The sequence below is a fragment of the Prauserella cavernicola genome, assembly GCF_016595675.1.
Taxonomy (GTDB): Bacteria; Actinomycetota; Actinomycetes; order Mycobacteriales; family Pseudonocardiaceae; genus Prauserella_A; species Prauserella_A cavernicola.
In genome coordinates this window covers 18,149-33,691 of record NZ_JAENJH010000003.1, presented here as the reverse complement: position 1 = coordinate 33,691, position 15,543 = coordinate 18,149, and the positions used below count along the sequence as shown (strand labels likewise).

The window sequence follows — 15,543 nt, the reverse complement described above, 5'->3', positions numbered from 1 at the left end:
GATCGTCAGCATGCCGACGACAAAGACCCGCGCCGTGGTGACCGACCTGCTGACCCGCATCGGAGCGGGCGACCCCGAGCGCATCGCCGAGCTGTACGGCGAGGACTGCGACTGGAAGCTGAACTGGCCCGAGGCCGAGCACGGCCGGGTCGACACCCCGTGGATCCGCCAGCGCGCGAGCCGCTCCGACACCGCCGCCCACTACCGTGCGCTGGCCGAGCACCACGTGCCCGAGCAGGCGGACACCAGGATCGAACGGATACTCGTGGACGGCGCCGACGCGGTGGTGCTCGGCGAGATCCGGCAGACGTCGCGGGACACCGGACGCGCATACACGGCCAGGTTCGCGCTGCACCTCACGGTGGAGGGCGGCCTGATCGTCCGCAACCACATCTACGAGGACAGCCTCGCCGTCGCGCAGGCCTTCGCCACCTAGGCACCCGGTGACCTTCGACGACGACCGCGCGCGACACTGGAGGTCATGAGCCAAGCCCGACCGCCCGCAGCGCTGACCATCGCCGGATCCGACTCCGGGGGCGCCGCGGGACTCCAGGCCGACCTGAGGACCTTCGTGACCTGCGGGGTCCACGGCCTGGTCGCCGTCACCGCCGTCACCGTGCAGAACACCCTCGGCGTGCACGACCGCACCGACATCCCCGCGAACATCGTCGCGGCGCAGATCGAGGCGGTCGCCGACGACATGGGCCTGCAGGCGGCCAAGACCGGGATGCTCGCGTCGGCCGAGATCATCCACGCCGTCGCCCGCGCGTGCGACAAGGCCGGCATCGGGCGCGATGCGGAGGTGCCGTTCGTGGTCGACCCCGTCGCCGCCTCGATGCACGGCCACCCGCTCTTCGACGAGGCCGGGCTCTCCGCATTGCGCGAGGAACTGCTGCCCCGCGCGACCGTCGTCACCCCGAACCTCGACGAGGTGCGGCTGCTCACCGGCATCGACGTGACCGACCGCGACCGGATGCGCGAGGCCGCCGTCGCGCTGCGCGACCTCGGCCCTCGCCACGTGCTGGTCAAGAGCGGGCACCTGGTGGAGGACCCGGAGTGCGTCGACGTGCTCTACGACGGCACGACGTTCACCGAGCTGCCGGGACCGCGCTTCGCGACCCCGCACACCCACGGCGCGGGCGACGCGATGGCCTCCGCGCTCACCGCGGGACTCGCGCGCGGCATGGAGATGGCCGAGGCCGCGAAGTTCGGCAAGTGGTTCGTCAGCAACGCCGTCGAGCACTCGTATCCGATGGGCGCCAAGGTCGGGCCGGTTTCGGCGTTCTGGAGACTCGCCCCGGAGCCCTCACCCTAGGATTCCCGCGTGACAACGCGAGAACGCATCCGACGGGTCGTCGACGACAGGCGGTTTCAGAACTTCATCATCGCCGTGATCATCGTCAACGCGGGCACGCTCGCGCTGGAGACGTCACCGACGATCGTGGCGAGCCACGGGACCCTGCTGCACACGATCGACTACCTCGCGCTCGCGATCTTCGTGGTGGAGCTGCTGGCGAAGTTCTACGCCTATGGCAAGGACTTCTTCCGCGACGCGTGGAACATCTTCGACGTCGTGGTGGTCGGCATCGCGCTGGTGCCCGCGACCGGGCCGTTGGCCGTGCTGCGGGCGCTGCGCATCCTGCGCGTGCTGCGGCTGGTCTCGCTCGTGCCGTCGATGCGCAAGGTCGTGGCGGGGCTGCTGGCCGCGGTGCCCGGCATGGCGTCGATCGTGGCGCTGCTGGGGCTGATCATCTTCGTCGCGGGCGTGATGGCCACCAAGCTCTTCGGAGCGATCGCGCCCGAGGACTTCAGCGACCTCGGCACGTCGCTGTTCACGCTGTTCCAGGTGATGACCGGCGAGGCGTGGCCGGACATCGCCGAGCGCGTGATGGAACAGGCGCCGATGGCGTGGATCTTCTTCGTGATCTACATCCTCGTGTCGAGCTTCGCGGTGCTGAACCTGTTCATCGCCGTCGTGGTGAGCGCGATGGAGGACCAGCTGCGCGACGAGATCCGCGAGGAGGAGGAACGCAACGCGGCGGAACAGGCGGCGGTGAGCGCGGAGATCCTCGCGGAGCTGCGGGCGCTGCGCACGGAGGTGGCGGAACTCCGGAACCACCAACCGGACCCGAGCTAGCAGCCCGCCTGACTGCGGTGAAGGGCACCTTTACCGCGTTGGATGCAGTAAAGGTGCCCTTCACCGCAGTGGCGGGGGTAGTGGCGCTGGCGCGGGTGGGTCAGTCCTCCTCCGTCAGCAAGGCTTCCAGGGCTGGGAGGGCCGCGGCCAGTGCCTCGCGGTGCGGCGGGGCGAGCCGGTCGATGCGCGCGCTCAGCTCGTGGATGCGCGTGGAGCGCACGCCCGAGAGCGCCCGCTCCCCGTCCTCGGTCACCGTCGCGAGCCACGCGCGGCGGTCGACCGGATCGGACTCCCTGCGCACGTAACCGGACTCGACCAGCGCCGCGACGATCCGCGACATCGTCGCGGCTGCCACGCCCTCCTTCGCCGCGAGGTCCCCCAGCCGCATCTGGCCGTACGCGCTGAGCGTGGCCAGCGCGGAGATCGCCCCGTGGCCGGGCCCGGGCGAACCCGCCTGCCGCAGCGAGCGCGACAGCCTGCCGATGGCAAGGAACAACCTGCCGGGGACGTCTTCCGTCGACGTGGTCACCTGACGCTCCTTCGGGTACGCGCGCGGCGGAAATTGCCGTTCACCATACGGTGCGCCCGGTGCCGCCGCGCGTGAGCCCGTCAGCGTGGCGGACTGGACGCCTGCGCCCAGAACCGCTGCGGGATGCGACCGGAGGCCCGCGCGAGCCTGCCCGCCGTGACCGCCGCGCGCATCGCGGACGCCATGCCCTCGGGATCCTGCGCCCGCGTAACGGCGGTGGAGAGCAGCACCGCGTCGCAGCCGAGCTCCATCGCCAGTGTGGCGTCGGAGGCCGTGCCGATCCCGGCGTCGAGGATGATCGGCACGCCCGCGCGCGACACGATCAACTCGATGTTGTGCGGGTTGCGGATTCCCAGCCCCGTGCCGATCGGCGCGCCCAACGGCATCACGGCGGCGCACCCGGCCTCCTCCAGCCGCAGCGCGAGCACCGGGTCGTCGTTGGTGTAGGCCAGGACGGTGAACCCGTCCGCCACGAGTGCTTCGGCGGCGTCGAGGGTCTCGAACGGATCAGGCAGCAAGGTGCGGTCGTCGGCGTGCACCTCGAGCTTGATCAGATCGGTCTCGAGCGCCTCCCTTGCCAGCCGCGCCGTGAGCACCGCCTCGGCGGCGCTGCGGCAGCCGGCGGTGTTGGGCAGCAGCGTGATGCCCAGCCTGCGCAGCAGCTCCAGCACGCCCGAACCGCCCTCGGCGTCGGCGCGGCGCATCGCCACGGTGGTCAGCTCGGTCCCGGACGCGACGAGCGAGCGTTCCAGCACGCTCAGGTTGCCCGCCCCGCCGGTCCCGATGATCAACCGGGACGTGAGCTTGTGGTCGCCGATCACCAGGTGATCGCCTTCGTCGAGCATCGTCACCCTCCCTGCACGGCCGTGAGGATCTCCAGCCGCGCGCCGTCTGACACGACGGCGACCGGCCAGTCCGCCCTGCGCACGACCTCGCCGTCGAGCGCCACCGCGACGCCCTGGCGAGGGGTGTCCAGCGCGGTCAGCAGGTCGGCCACCGTGCTGCCGTCGGGGAACTCCCGTTCGGCACCGTTGATGTGGATGTGCATCAGACTCGTTCCTCACTGCGGATCCGGTTCGGGTGCGCCGCCGCGGCGCCCGGGGGCAGTGGGGTGCCGGAAAGGTGCGCGAGCACCGCGTCGGCGGTGACGGGCGCGAGCAGCAGCCCGTTGCGGTGGTGGCCGGTCGCGGCGAGCACCCCGCCTGCCAGCTCACCCAGGTAGGGCAGGTTGTCGGCACTCGCGGCGCGCAGCCCGGCGGTCACCTCGGTGAGCTCGTACTCGGCGACGGCGGGAAAGATCCGCTCCGCGCCCTCCAGGAGCTCGCGCACGCCACGCGCCGTGGCCACGTCGTCGAAGCCCGACTCGTACTGCGTCGCGCCGAGCACCAGCTCGCCGGTGTCGCGCGGCACGAGGTAGACCGGCCTGCCCTCCACGACGGCGCGCACGGTGCGCCGGGGAGGCGGCAGGGTCGTCCGGCGAGCGCGCAGGCGCAGGATCTCGCCCTTGAGCGGCCTGACGTGCCCTGCCAGCTCGGGGGCCAGCTCACCGCTCCACGCCCCCGCGGTGAGCACCACCGCGTCGAAGGCGTGTTCGCCGGAGTCCGTGCGCACCGAACCCGCGGTGAGCTCCACCGCCCGTTCGGTCACGGTCTCGACGCCGCGCGCGGTCGCGGCCGCGAGCAACGCGTCGAGCAGCCTGCGGTTGTCCACGGCGAGGTCGCCGGGCACCAGCAGCCCGCCCCTGACGGCGCCGGAGAGTCCCGCCTCGGCGCGGCGCAGCTCGCGCCCGGTCACGTAGCTCGCCTCGCGGCCGAGCTCGCGCAGGTAGCGGCCAAGCACCTCCAGCTGCTCCGCGTCGGCCCGGTCGAACGCGGCGACCACGGTGCCCGCGTCGGACAGGCCGGGATCGACACCTTCGGCCCGCAGGTCGGCGGCGAACGCGGGCCAGCGGCGCAGGGACTCCTCGCCGAGCTCGAGCACCGCTTCCTCGCCTGGCCACGCCTCGGTGACGGGCGCGAGCATGCCGCCCGCGACCCAGGACGCGCCTCGCGCGGGGGAAGGGTCGAACACCGTGACGCGGTGCCCGGAGGCAGCGGCCCGCCACGCGACCGCGAGGCCGATCACGCCGGCACCGACGATCCCGAGGCTGATGCTGCTGGTCATGAGAATCACGCTCCCTGCGCCGGCATGATCCGGATCAGGTTCCACGGTCGGAGCGGCAGCTCCCTCTCAGCCCGTTCCTCGGGCTCCCGTGCGGACGCCCACCAGGCTACCGCCCGTACTACGGTGACGCCATGCCCGGCCTCAACGGTGATCAGATCCGCGACCGACTCTCGCGAGCCCGCCTGTACCTGTGCACCGACGCGCGGCTCGCGCGCGGCGACCTCGCCGAGTTCGCTCGCGCGGCACTCGCGGGCGGCGTCGACATCATCCAGCTCAGGGACAAGACGGGCGGCGCTCCGCTCGAGGCGAGCCAGGAGCTGGCCGCGCTGGAGGTACTGGCGCAGGCCTGCGCCGAGCACGACGCGCTGCTGTCGGTCAACGACCGGGCCGACGTCGCGCTCGCGGCCGGCGCCGACGTGCTGCACCTCGGCCAGGACGACCTCCCGGTGGCCGTGGCTAGGCGCGTACTCGGCGACGAGCCCGTGCTCGGCAGGTCGACGCATTCGCCGGAGCAGGCACTGGCGGCCGCCGCCGAGCCCGGCGTCGACTACTTCTGCACGGGCCCGTGCTGGCCGACCCCGACCAAGCCCGGCCGCGAGGCGCCGGGGCTCGACCTGGTGCGGGCAGTGAGCCGGAGCGGCACCGACCGCCCGTGGTTCGCCATCGGCGGCATCGACCTCGCCAGGGTGCCCGAGGTGCTCGCCGCCGGGGCCGACCGGGCCGTGGTGGTCAGGGCGATCACCGAGGCCGAGGACCCCAGGGCCGCGGCCGCGGAGCTGCGGCAGGCCCTCACGGCACCGCGTTCGGCGTGACCTCGGCGCCACCGCCGGTCCGGCCGCCGGAGTCACCGGCGCCGGGCAGCGGCACCTCCTCCGTCGACGTGGGCTCCTCCGAGCTGCTGCTCGACTCCGAGGACTCCGTCGACGAGGAGGACTCCTCCGACTCGGTGGAGCTCGGGGTGCTCTCCTCCGTCGGGGTGGCCTCGTCCGTCGTCTCGGGGCCCCCGGTGGGCTCCTGCTGTTCGGTGGTGGCGGGCTGACCGGGAGGCTGCTCGCGCTGCTCCGTCTGGCCCGAGTTGTTGCCCACCAGCTGGCCTACCGTGCTGCGTCCCTCGCCGGACAACGAGCCGCCGGTGGCGAACTCGAAGCCCGTGACCGCGAACATCCCGATCACGAAGGCCACGACGCTAGTGGCCAGCAACAACGGCATGCGGCGTTTCCACCAGGCCCGCTGCTCGCCGGCACCGCTCTTGTCGTCCTCGCCCGGCAGGGGCAGGAAGACCGTCTTCTCCTCGTCAGGCTTGGGCAGGTATCGCGTTCGTTCCTCGTCGGGCACCGGCATCCGGGTGGTGGGCACCGTCGGCTGCTCGGTCACCGCGACGCGCTGCTGCACCTTGGTCTGCCAGCCCCTGGCGTCGGTGATGGCGGCGGCCTTCGCCTTCGCCTTCTTCGTCGCTTCCTTGGTGCTGTTCAGTGAGCGCAGGTACAGCTCACTACCGACCGTGGTCGCCACGCTGATCACGCCGGCGCCGAGCACCGTGCCGTAAACGCCCAGCGACGACCCCAGAAAAGCGGCCGTGACCGCGGCCAGGGCGGCCGCGATCACCTGTACGGGTTTGAGGCCGGATTTCTCCGATTCCTCTTCTGCTTCTTTCTTCTTCTCCTCAGCCATGATTCCGATCGCTCGCGCGGACTCGCCGTCTCCAGAACCCTCAACGTGTTCATCGCCGGAATCGCTCCCGACGTTGCCAAGAGTGAGCACGGACACGGCGGTCTACATTGGACCCTAGAAATCTCACGCGGACTTGACGCGAGGTTTCAAGATCACCGTGCCGCACCGGAAACCGCCAAGCCGACGCATACCCCGCGCGGGGCGAAGCCAACCCGCGCGCGGGGCGATTCAGCCAAGGGGGAATCAGGGCCGGAGCAGCGTCGTGACGAACTTGTACCGGTCGCCGCGGTAAATGGAGCGCACGAACTCGACCGGCTTGTCGCCCGCGAACGAATGCCGGGAAAGCAGCAAAACCGGCATTCCGACATCGGCGCCGAGCAACTCGGCCTCCTGCGGCCCCGCGAGCGAGGTCTCGATCGTCTCCTCGGCGCGGTCGAGCACCAGCCCGTAACGCTCGCGCAACGCTGCGTAGAGGGAGCCGCCCTCCGACACCTCCTTGCGCAGGCCCCGGAACCGAGCCAGCGGCAGGTGTGTGGTCTCCACCGCCATCGGCTCCCCGTCGGCGAGCCGCAGCCGCTTGAGCTTGAGCACCTTCGCGCCGGTACGGATACCGAGCAGCTTCGGCAGCTCACCCTCCGCGACGATCTCGTCGATCTCCAGCAGCTGCGAGGAGGGCTCGCGCCCCTGAGCCCGCATGTCCTCGGTGTAGGAGGACAACTGGAGCCGCTGGGCGACCTTCGGCTCGGCCGCGAACGTGCCCTTGCCCTGGACGCGGTGCAGCCTGCCCTCCGCTGTCAGGTCGGCGAGGGCCTGACGCACGGTCGTGCGCGAGACGCTGAAATCTCCGGCGAGCGCCCTTTCAGTGGGAATGGGCGAACCGGCCGGTAGCGCCTCCAGCAGATCGAGCAGATGCTGTTTGAGAGCCCAGTACTTCGGCTCGCGCTGGCCACGTGAGCCGGATACCGAACCCAATGAACCCCCGGAAACCGTCTCCAACATGACCGACTCCTTACTGGAACGCCTCACTGCCTCACACCTCACCTGCAAAACTACCCTGCGCAGTCCTTGGCGGACCCGTCTACTATTGGTCTAGACCTCAACGGCCGACGAGAGGACCACCGTGATAGAGGGCAAACCCGGTCTCAATATGACGGCCGAGATCGACGAACAACCAGACATTTTGGCAGGTCTCGTCCAACAGCGGTCCGAAATCGCCGAAGTCGCCCGCGCGATCGCCGCGTCCCCGCCCCGGTTCGCACTGCTCGCGGCCAGGGGGTCGAGCGATCACGCTGCGTTGTATGCCAAGTACCTCATCGAGGTACTGCTCGGTCTGCCTACCGGACTCGTGTCGCCGTCCACCACAACTCTCTACGGCGCGCGACCCGATCTCCGCGACGTCCTGCTCATCTCGGTCAGCCAGAGCGGCGGGTCCCCCGACCTGCTGGAGGTCACCGAGGCCGCTCGCGAACGGGGTGCACTCACCGTAGCGGTCAGCAACACCGCGTCATCGAAGCTGTTCTCCGCCGCCGAACTCGCCGTGGACGTGCGGGCGGGCGAGGAGCACGCCGTGGCGGCCACCAAGACCTACTCGGCGACCCTGCTGGCGCTGTACCTGCTGGTCGACGCCGTGCGAGGCGGCCAGGGCGAGGCCGTCCGCGACATCGGCGAGCTCGCCAGGCGCACGCTCGACGGCTCCGAGAGCGCGGTCGCGCGCGCGGTGGACCGCTACCGCTTCGCCGACCGCGTCATCGCCGCGGCGCGCGGCTACTCCTACGCCACGGCGCTGGAGGCGTCCCTCAAGCTCGCCGAGACCAGTTACCTCGCCACCCGCGCCTACAGTGGAGCCGACCTGCTGCACGGTCCGGTCGCGGCGGTGGACGAGGAGACCGCCGTGCTCGCCGTGACCAGCAAGGGCACGGGCGGCGCGGCGATGGGCGACGTGCTCGGCGCCGTGGCCGAACGCGGTGCCGACGTGCTGACGGTGGGCTCTGCGACCTCGGACATGCCCGGCGCGCTGCACATCGACGTGCCGGAGACGGCCGAGGAGGTGGCGCCCGTGCTGGAGGTGCTGCCGGTGCAGCGGCTCGCCCTCGGGCTCTCCCTGGCCAGGGGCGGCGACCCGGACAACCCCCGTGGACTGCGGAAGGTGACGAAGACACGGTGAGCCACGTAGTGGGCGTCGACGCGGGCGGCACCGCCACCCGCGCGCTCGCGCTGGACGCGGACGGCGCGGTGCTCGGCACCGGCAGGGCGGGCGGCGCCAACCCGAACTCGCACCCGCCCGAGCAGGCAGCAGGCGCCATCGCCGACGCCGTCGGCGCCGCGCTGGCGGGCCTCGGCGGGCCGAGCGCGATCGTGATCGGCATGGCGGGCACGAGCAAGCTGTCCGACCCGGCCGTGGCCACGGTGTTCGAGCAGGCCTGGCAGCGGGCCGGGTTCGGCGTGGCCCCGCGCGTGGTGTCCGACGCGGAGACGGCCTTCGCGTCGGCCACGGCGGAGCCGGACGGCACGGTGCTGATCGCGGGCACGGGCTCCATCGCGGGCCGGATCCGCAAGCGGCGCATGGTGTCGGTGGCGGGCGGCTACGGCTGGTTGCTCGGCGACGAGGGCTCCGGCTTCTGGCTCGGCAGGGAGGCCGTGCGGGCCACGCTCGACGTGCTGACCCGGGGCGGTGAGCACGGTCCGCTCGTGGACGCGGTGCTGGCCGCGACAGGTGTGGACGCCGGGGAGCCGAAGGCCTACCACCGGCTCATCACAGCGGCCAACGCCGAGCGCCCCGTGCGGCTCGCGCGCTTCGCGCCGCTCGTGAGCGAGACCGCCGGCCGCGACCCCGTCGCCGCGGCGATCGTCGAGCGCGCGGCGGTGCTGCTGACCGAGCTCGCGCTCGCCGCGAGGGAACCGGGAGAACGGACGCCGGTGGTGCTGGTCGGCAGTGTGCTCGGCGAGCAGAGCCCGGTGGGGATCAGCGTGCGGAAGGGCCTCGCTCACCTGGACGTACTCGCCAGCGACGACGGCGTGTTCGGGGCCGCGTGGCTGGCCGCGGTGGACGCTTTCGGCGAGGACGCACCGCGTCCGAACCGGGTACCGTAGGCAGCGGGGCCCCCGGACCTCCCCCTCGCCGGGGGCCCTCGTTCACGACTCCCTCGGGTGCCTCAGTCCCGGGTGGTCCTCCGGCAGCATCCGGTGCAGCACCCAGCCGCTCGCCGCGACCGTCACGGCGACCAGCGGCCACGACAGCACCGTGCGAGCCACGCCGAGCGCCACGACCTCTCCCGCCCACCACAGCGAGCCGTAGACCAGCACGCGCAGCGTGTACTGCAGGAAGACCCACACCCAGCTGGCCCGCGAGTAGGCCTTGACCAGTGCCGGGTCCTTCCGCCACCTGGTTTTCTGTCCCAGCACGAAGCCGACGACCACGCCGAGCAGCGGCCACCGCACCACGATGCTCGCCGCCCACAGAAGCGCGCTGGCCACATTGGACAGCAGCTGGATGAGGAAGAAGTCCTCGGCTCTGCCGGTGTGCAGCGCGATCAGTGCCGCCGCGACCACCGCGGCCAGACTCACCACCACCGCACGGGCCTTGTCGCCGCGCACGAGCCGGAAGATCCCGACCGCGACGCTCACCGCGATGGCCGTGACGGCGCCCCAGCCGATCGAGGAACCGGTGGCGAGCCAGCCGACGACGAACGCGACGGGCGGCAGGCTGGCGTCGATGGCACCCTTGCGCCCGCCCAGCAGACTGGCGAGCGACTCTCGGGTTGGAGCTGGCTCGGTCGCCGGGGTGTCAGTCACGTATCCAGCCTGCCTCACGCGCGAAGTTAGGTCACCCTGTGCAGGTTACATTCGACACACGCTCCGGCAGGAACTTGTAATACCGCTGCGAAAGTCGCCGCGAAGCTAGAAACTGTGAAGTCCGATCACCGCGCCGGGTCCGTGGGTGGGACTGCGGGGGGATGCCCGGTTGTTGATCGAGGACAGGGATTTCCACAGGGCGTTGTCGGAGGGAGACCTCGTGACCGGTATCAACAGCTACGTAGCCATCGGGGACAGCTTCACCGAAGGTCTCAACGACCGGTTACCCGATGGCTCCTTCCGAGGCTGGGCCGACCGGCTCGCCGGGATCCTCGCCGCGGGCGAAGCCGGATTTGCCTACGCAAACCTGGCTGTCCGAGGCAAGATGCTCGCCGAGATCATGACGGAGCAGTTGCCGATCGCCGTCGAGACGCGGCCCGATCTGGTCACGGTCTGCGCGGGCGGCAACGACATCATCGTTCCGGGGGCCGACGTCGACGCCATCGCGGCGTCGTTCGAGGAAGGCATCGCCGCGCTGCGGGCCAAGGGCATCGAGGTCGTGATCTTCACCGGCCCCGACACCAAACAGATGTCGGTGATGAACATCCTGCGCGGCAAGGTCGCGATCTACAACGCCAACCTCTGGGCCATCGCAGAGCGGCACGGCGCCAAGGTCGTGGACCTGTGGGCGATGGACGCGCTGCACGACATCCGCGCGTGGAGCGACGACCGCCTGCACTTCACCCCGGAGGGCCACCGACGGATCGCGCTGCGCACAGCCGAGGTGCTCGGCGTGCCGACCGGGCAGGACTGGCGCGAGCCGTGGCCCGAGATCGACGGCCACCCGAACTGGCTCACGCTGCGCCGCTCCGACCTGGAGTGGACGCGCGTGCACCTGCTCCCGTGGATCCGCCGCCAGCTTCGGGGCGAGTCGATGGGAGACGGCATCACCCCCAAGCGCCCCCGGCTGGCTCCGCTGGCCGAACGCTCCGCCCGGCCGGTAGTGGTCGAGCCCGCGGACAACTGAACGCCTCTGACCAGGGGCGTATTTTTCGCGCCGGAACGGACCCGCGTTTACAGTCGGTTCATGTCCGGTGATCGTGGCCGGCTCTGGCTGGCCCCGCTCGCACTGCTGGTGACGGGCGTGCTCGCGTTCGTCGTGACTCGATTCGAGACCGACGGGATCGAGTCGGATCTGCTTGCCCGGTCTCAGTCGGCCCTCTCGGCGGTCGGCCTGTCACCGGAAGCCGTCGCGTTCGACGGCAGGGACGCCACCGTGTCCGGAGTGCCGGCCGACGAGGCGGTGTGGGCGGCCGAGGTCGTCGGCGGTGTCGAGGGTGTGCGCGACGTCGTGACGGCTACGCCGGCGGGACAGCGGGACGCCGGGCCGGCGGATGCCCGCCGGCAGCTCCAGGAGGAGCTCGACGCGCTGCTGGCGCAGCAGCCGGTGTCGTTCCAGCCGGACAGTGCCGTGCTCACACCAGAGGGTGAGAGTTCCGTCGCCGCAGTGACCGCGCTGCTCGCCAGGACGCCCACCGACGTCGCCTTCGAGGTCCGTGGGCACGTCGCGCGCGTGCCCGGTGGCGACCCGGCCGGCGCGAGGGAGCTGTCGCAGCAGCGGGCCGACGCCGTCGCCCAGCGACTCGTCGGGGCCGGCATCGCGAGCGATCGCGTGAGCGCGGTCGGCTTCGGCGACACCCGGCCGCTCACCGAGACCGGCGACACGAGCGCCGACCGGCGAGTGGAGATCTCTGTGCGCTGAGCAAGGGGTAGGGACATGCTGTGGTTGTTCGGGCAGATCTGGGTCTGGTTGCTGGTCTCGTTCGCCCTGGGCGCGGGCCTGACCGCACTGCTGCTCGGCGGGCGCCGGCGTCGCAGGGAGCCCTCGGCGCGCAGCGCGGCACCTCGTCCGACCGCCGCCGAGCAGACCGGGAACCTGCCGGTGACCGGGGCTCTGCCCGCCGTCCGCAGGCCCGATCGGCACGCCGAACCCGAGCCGGAGGAGGGTTCGCTGCCCTCCCGCCGCGACTGGCACACACGCAACGAGTGGCCCGACGAACAGGACGCGCGGGACGCGATGGAACAGGAGCGGACGGGCCGAGGCGGCTGAGCCCGAGCTCACCCGCTGCTGATAGGTTCGCTGCACCCGGTCACACACGCGCTGCCGTGCTGGCGCGCGCTCCGGGAGCGTTCGAGGACGAGGTAAGGAACGTGAATGCCGCTCCCCTACTGGACCTCGGACAACGTGTTGCCACCTGGCAGGCACCCCGCTGATCTCTCCGATCTCTACGAGCGGTTCGTCTGGGACGCGCCCCATCGCAACGAGCGCGAGATCCTGTTCAGCGCGTTGAGCGGCTACCTCGGTGTGGTCTGCAGGCTGATCCCCTCAGGCAGGGCCTGGATCTCCGGCACCATCACGGTGCGCAGCGAGCAGCTGCCCCAGGACGTCGACGTGGTGCTGATCCCCGACGAATGGGGCAGCCTCAAACGGCTCGGCGGCCCGGCGCGCGCGGCGCTCTACGGCATGCTCACGCTGCGCGGCGTGATCGCCGAACAGCCCGCGATGTATCTGGAACAGGTGCAGCCGGTCGGCGGACTGCTCGACGGGTTCCTCTGCCATCCCGGCGACGAGGAGGCGTGGGAACAGGTCTGGTCCCGCGGACCGGTCCACGGCATTACCAAGGGTTTCGCGGAGGTGACCTGGTGATCTTCCGGGAGGTTTCCGACAACATCCCCGGCGGCACCTGGCTCGACGACCTGGCGAGGGCGTCGGCGATGGCCGCCTACGCCAAGTTCGAACGGACCTCCCGGTCGCCGCTGCTGAAGGTGTCGATGCTCGGTTCGTCGCAGCTCGACGCCTACACGTTCTCCGACATCAGCAAGGCCCTGCAGGACGCGACGGCCAAGGTCGGCCACATCGTGCGCAACCCGCAGGGCGAGATCACCTACGTGCAGCCCGCCGACCGCGAGAAGGCCCCGCTGATCCAGCGCGGCCAGGCCGGCAACGCGATGTTCTTCGGCTTCCCCGAGACCGCGGCACCGGACGCGCTGATCAACGACGGCATCGAGACGCTGTCGGAGCGCGCCGTGAAGGAACTGTGCGACTTCCTGCCCGCGAACGGTTCGGATGACGGCGCACTCGACGCGGTGCTGCTACAGCGCGACACCGTGCGCAACGCCGTCAGCGACATCGTCAACGCCGTGATGAAGACGTCCAGCATCGGGCTGGCGCTCACCCCGACCACCGGTGACGACCTCATGCGCAGCATGACCGTCGATCAGGCGCGGGTGCTGCAGAACAGCCTGCGGGAGTCGCGCGAGGACGTCGGCTACGAGACGGTGACGGGACGGCTCGACGGCGTGCGCACGCGACGCCGGATCTTCTACCTCGAGCGCGACACCGGCAGCACGATCAAGGGCGCCGTGGCACCGGACCTGCTCGACGAGATCAAGCTCAACCTGGACCGCCCGGTCACCGCGAGGCTGCGCGTGGTGCGCACGACCACGATCGACGGCAGGCGCGGACGTCCGGTGTACGAGCTGCTGGAGATCCACTCGGAGACGAGTCTCTTCGACTAGCGAACGCGAATACGGCCCCGTGCCACCAGTCCCGATCTGGTGGCGCGGGGCCGTACTCGTAGTACTCGTCACCGTGGCCGCGGCGGTGCGGAACTCAACCCCGAGCAAGGAGTCACCCGCACCACTGGGGCCACGATCACCACATCGGCAACGCGATGAGGTGTGCGACACGGTAACAGGCTGCACCGGGGTGAACACAACCCACCCCTGCACAGCCCGCTACCGATCGCTCACCCGCGATCAGCGGGACAGCGGCGTGAATTCCCTGCTGCCGATGAATCCCGGCCGCGCTTTTCCAGCCGCGAACGGTTCCTCGAGCGTGTTCTCGACGCTGTTGAACACCAGGAAGATGTTGGAGCGCGGATACGGGGTGATGTTGTTGCCCGATCCGTGCATGATGTTCGAGTCGAAGAACAGCGCGGAGCCCGCGGGCCCCGTGAACTGGTCGATTCCGCACTCTGCGGCGAGCCTGGTGATGTCGTCCTCGCGCGGAACGCCGATCTCCTGCTCCTTGAGCGACGCCTTGTAGTGATCGTCCGGCGTCGCCCCGACGCACTGCACGAACGTCCGCTGCGAGCCCGGCATCACCATCAGGCCGCCGTTGAACGGGTAGTTGTCGGTGAGCGCGATCGAGCAGCTCACCGCGCGCGGCTTCGGCATTCCGTCCTCGGCGTGCCACGTCTCGAAGTCGGAGTGCCAATAGAACCCCGACCCCTTGTAGCCCGGCATGTAGTTCACGCGGCTCTGGTGGACGTAGACCTCGGAGCCGAGGATCTGCCGTGCCCGGTCGAGAATGCGCGGATCGCGCGTCAGTTCGTTGATCAGCTCACTGATCTTGTGCACCTCGAAGATCGACCGGACCTCGCCGGCCTGCTTCTCGGTGATCACGCGCTCGTCGGTCTTGAGCTGGGAGTCCGACGAGAGCCGTACGAGTTCCTGCCAGTAGCCCTGCACCTCGGCGGGCGAGAGCAGGCCCTCGAGGATGGTGTAACCCTTCGCCTCGTGCGAGGCGAGCGCGGCCGCGTCGAACGGTCCGTCTCCCTCGGCGCCCCAGACGGTCGGGTCCCTGCGTTCGAGCAGTTGCGCCTCGCCAACCACTCGGGTCGGATAACTGTCTTCGATCCGGCTCTGTGCGAGAGTCAAAATACTCGCCTCCTACGAGTGCCACTCTTGTTTTTGTTGGTACCCCCTTCAGGGTTTCGTGAACACGACGCGCCGGGCTGCGAACAGCCCGGCGCGTCGTGTCACGAAGACTCGGTGGTTTTTCAGTCCTCTTCGACGACGAGCGGATAAACACCGTTCTCGTCGTGGACCTCCCGGCCGGTGACCGGCGGGTTGAAGACGCAGACGGTGCGCATCTCGGTCTTCGGCCGGACCTGGTGCTTGTCGTAGTCGTTGAGCAGGTAGAGCGAACCCGGCTTGAGCTGGTGGGTCTCACCAGTGGCCTTGTTCGTGATCTCGCCTTCGCCCTCGACGACGAAAACCGCCTCGATGTGGTTGGCGTACCAGAAGTCGTTGACGGTACCCGCGTACAACGTGGTCTCGTGCACCGAGAATCCGACCTTCTCCTTGGCGAGCACGATGCGCTTGCTACGCCAGTTCGGGGTCTTGATGTCGGCCTCGGTGTCGGTGATCTCGTCGAGCGTGCGAACGATCAAAGCCGTGTCCTTTC

The 15,543-nt window shown here is 70.4% G+C and carries 20 protein-coding genes and 1 riboswitch; of the genes, 11 read left to right on the top strand and 9 right to left on the bottom strand.

The window, feature by feature from the left end; all coding sequences use genetic code 11:
- Nucleotides 1–10 precede the first annotated feature (10 nt).
- Genes JHE00_RS13430 through JHE00_RS13420 form a run of 3 tightly spaced genes read left to right on the top strand, consistent with a single transcriptional unit; the run spans nucleotide 11 to nucleotide 2,137 of the window.
- Entirely contained in the window at nucleotides 11–436 is a 426-nt protein-coding gene (locus JHE00_RS13430) for a nuclear transport factor 2 family protein (RefSeq protein WP_200318401.1), read from the top strand.
- A 45-nt stretch (nucleotides 437–481) separates the two neighbouring features.
- Complete coding sequence (thiD, locus tag JHE00_RS13425; protein ID WP_200318400.1) at nucleotides 482–1,315, top strand: bifunctional hydroxymethylpyrimidine kinase/phosphomethylpyrimidine kinase; 834 nt, start codon at nucleotides 482–484, stop codon at nucleotides 1,313–1,315.
- 9 nt (nucleotides 1,316–1,324) lie between these two features.
- Nucleotides 1,325–2,137, top strand: coding sequence for an ion transporter (locus JHE00_RS13420; RefSeq protein WP_200318399.1), 813 nt, complete (start codon nucleotides 1,325–1,327; stop codon nucleotides 2,135–2,137).
- 100 nt (nucleotides 2,138–2,237) lie between these two features.
- On the opposite strand, the gene JHE00_RS13415 is transcribed toward JHE00_RS13420, so the two are convergent.
- The 4 genes from JHE00_RS13415 to thiO all read right to left on the bottom strand — a co-directional run bounded on the left by JHE00_RS13415 (nucleotide 2,238) and on the right by thiO (nucleotide 4,829).
- On the bottom strand, nucleotides 2,238–2,666 hold the full coding sequence (locus tag JHE00_RS13415; protein ID WP_200318398.1) for a MarR family winged helix-turn-helix transcriptional regulator: 429 nt from the start codon (nucleotides 2,664–2,666) through the stop codon (nucleotides 2,238–2,240).
- An 80-nt stretch (nucleotides 2,667–2,746) separates the two neighbouring features.
- Nucleotides 2,747–3,511, bottom strand: a complete 765-nt coding sequence (locus tag JHE00_RS13410) for a thiazole synthase (RefSeq protein WP_200318397.1) — start codon at nucleotides 3,509–3,511, stop codon at nucleotides 2,747–2,749.
- A 2-nt stretch (nucleotides 3,512–3,513) separates the two neighbouring features.
- Complete coding sequence (thiS, locus tag JHE00_RS13405; protein ID WP_200318396.1) at nucleotides 3,514–3,714, bottom strand: sulfur carrier protein ThiS; 201 nt, start codon at nucleotides 3,712–3,714, stop codon at nucleotides 3,514–3,516.
- A complete protein-coding gene (gene thiO, locus JHE00_RS13400; protein ID WP_200318395.1) occupies nucleotides 3,714–4,829 on the bottom strand; it encodes a glycine oxidase ThiO in 1,116 nt (371 codons plus the stop codon). The genes thiS and thiO overlap by 1 nt, the downstream gene beginning before the upstream one ends.
- A riboswitch (TPP riboswitch) is annotated at nucleotides 4,824–4,929 on the bottom strand. (Overlaps the previous gene by 6 nt.)
- A 31-nt stretch (nucleotides 4,930–4,960) precedes the next feature.
- On the opposite strand from thiO, the gene thiE reads away from it, so the two are divergent.
- On the top strand, nucleotides 4,961–5,641 hold the full coding sequence (thiE, locus tag JHE00_RS13395; RefSeq protein WP_200318394.1) for a thiamine phosphate synthase: 681 nt from the start codon (nucleotides 4,961–4,963) through the stop codon (nucleotides 5,639–5,641).
- Here thiE and JHE00_RS13390 read toward each other — a convergent pair.
- Both JHE00_RS13390 and JHE00_RS13385 read right to left on the bottom strand, forming a co-directional pair.
- The gene (locus JHE00_RS13390; RefSeq protein ID WP_200318393.1) at nucleotides 5,619–6,500 is read right to left on the bottom strand and encodes a hypothetical protein; all 882 of its coding nucleotides are present in this window, start codon (nucleotides 6,498–6,500) and stop codon (nucleotides 5,619–5,621) included. The two genes, thiE and JHE00_RS13390, sit on opposite strands and share 23 nt — an antisense overlap.
- Nucleotides 6,501–6,743: 243 nt before the next feature.
- Nucleotides 6,744–7,499, bottom strand: a complete 756-nt coding sequence (locus tag JHE00_RS13385; RefSeq protein ID WP_200318392.1) for a GntR family transcriptional regulator — start codon at nucleotides 7,497–7,499, stop codon at nucleotides 6,744–6,746.
- Nucleotides 7,500–7,647: 148 nt separating this feature from the next.
- Between JHE00_RS13385 and JHE00_RS13380 the strand changes: the two genes are divergently transcribed.
- Together JHE00_RS13380 and JHE00_RS13375 are read left to right on the top strand one after the other, a co-directional pair.
- On the top strand, nucleotides 7,648–8,664 hold the full coding sequence (locus tag JHE00_RS13380; protein ID WP_200318391.1) for an SIS domain-containing protein: 1,017 nt from the start codon (nucleotides 7,648–7,650) through the stop codon (nucleotides 8,662–8,664).
- Nucleotides 8,661–9,590 carry an N-acetylglucosamine kinase gene (locus JHE00_RS13375; RefSeq protein WP_200318390.1) on the top strand — a complete coding sequence of 310 codons (930 nt, stop codon included), beginning with the start codon at nucleotides 8,661–8,663 and terminating at the stop codon, nucleotides 9,588–9,590. Before JHE00_RS13380 ends, JHE00_RS13375 begins: the two co-directional genes overlap by 4 nt.
- Before the next feature lie 42 nt (nucleotides 9,591–9,632).
- Here the strand turns inward: JHE00_RS13375 and JHE00_RS13370 are convergent, their stop codons facing one another.
- Nucleotides 9,633–10,292, bottom strand: a complete 660-nt coding sequence (locus tag JHE00_RS13370) for a DUF3159 domain-containing protein (RefSeq protein ID WP_200318389.1) — start codon at nucleotides 10,290–10,292, stop codon at nucleotides 9,633–9,635.
- Nucleotides 10,293–10,512: 220 nt separating this feature from the next.
- Here JHE00_RS13370 and JHE00_RS13365 point away from each other — a divergent pair, with 220 nt between their 5' ends.
- The 5 genes from JHE00_RS13365 to JHE00_RS13345 all read left to right on the top strand — a co-directional run bounded on the left by JHE00_RS13365 (nucleotide 10,513) and on the right by JHE00_RS13345 (nucleotide 13,871).
- On the top strand, nucleotides 10,513–11,319 hold the full coding sequence (locus tag JHE00_RS13365) for an SGNH/GDSL hydrolase family protein (protein WP_200318388.1): 807 nt from the start codon (nucleotides 10,513–10,515) through the stop codon (nucleotides 11,317–11,319).
- Between the two features lie 60 nt (nucleotides 11,320–11,379).
- Nucleotides 11,380–12,054, top strand: coding sequence for an OmpA family protein (locus tag JHE00_RS13360; RefSeq protein WP_200318387.1), 675 nt, complete (start codon nucleotides 11,380–11,382; stop codon nucleotides 12,052–12,054).
- A 15-nt stretch (nucleotides 12,055–12,069) separates the two neighbouring features.
- Nucleotides 12,070–12,402 (top strand): hypothetical protein, encoded by a 333-nt coding sequence (locus JHE00_RS13355; RefSeq protein ID WP_200319398.1) that lies wholly within the window; start codon nucleotides 12,070–12,072, stop codon nucleotides 12,400–12,402.
- 105 nt (nucleotides 12,403–12,507) lie between these two features.
- A complete protein-coding gene (locus JHE00_RS13350; RefSeq protein ID WP_200318386.1) occupies nucleotides 12,508–12,999 on the top strand; it encodes a DUF6932 family protein in 492 nt (163 codons plus the stop codon).
- Entirely contained in the window at nucleotides 12,996–13,871 is an 876-nt protein-coding gene (locus JHE00_RS13345) for a hypothetical protein (RefSeq protein WP_372440445.1), read from the top strand. Before JHE00_RS13350 ends, JHE00_RS13345 begins: the two co-directional genes overlap by 4 nt.
- 240 nt (nucleotides 13,872–14,111) lie before the next feature.
- Here JHE00_RS13345 and thpD read toward each other — a convergent pair whose 3' ends face one another.
- Both thpD and JHE00_RS13335 read right to left on the bottom strand, forming a co-directional pair.
- Entirely contained in the window at nucleotides 14,112–15,014 is a 903-nt protein-coding gene (gene thpD, locus JHE00_RS13340) for an ectoine hydroxylase (protein WP_200318385.1), read from the bottom strand.
- 122 nt (nucleotides 15,015–15,136) lie between these two features.
- Nucleotides 15,137–15,529 carry an ectoine synthase gene (locus JHE00_RS13335; RefSeq protein ID WP_200318384.1) on the bottom strand — a complete coding sequence of 131 codons (393 nt, stop codon included), beginning with the start codon at nucleotides 15,527–15,529 and terminating at the stop codon, nucleotides 15,137–15,139.
- Nucleotides 15,530–15,543 lie beyond the last annotated feature (14 nt).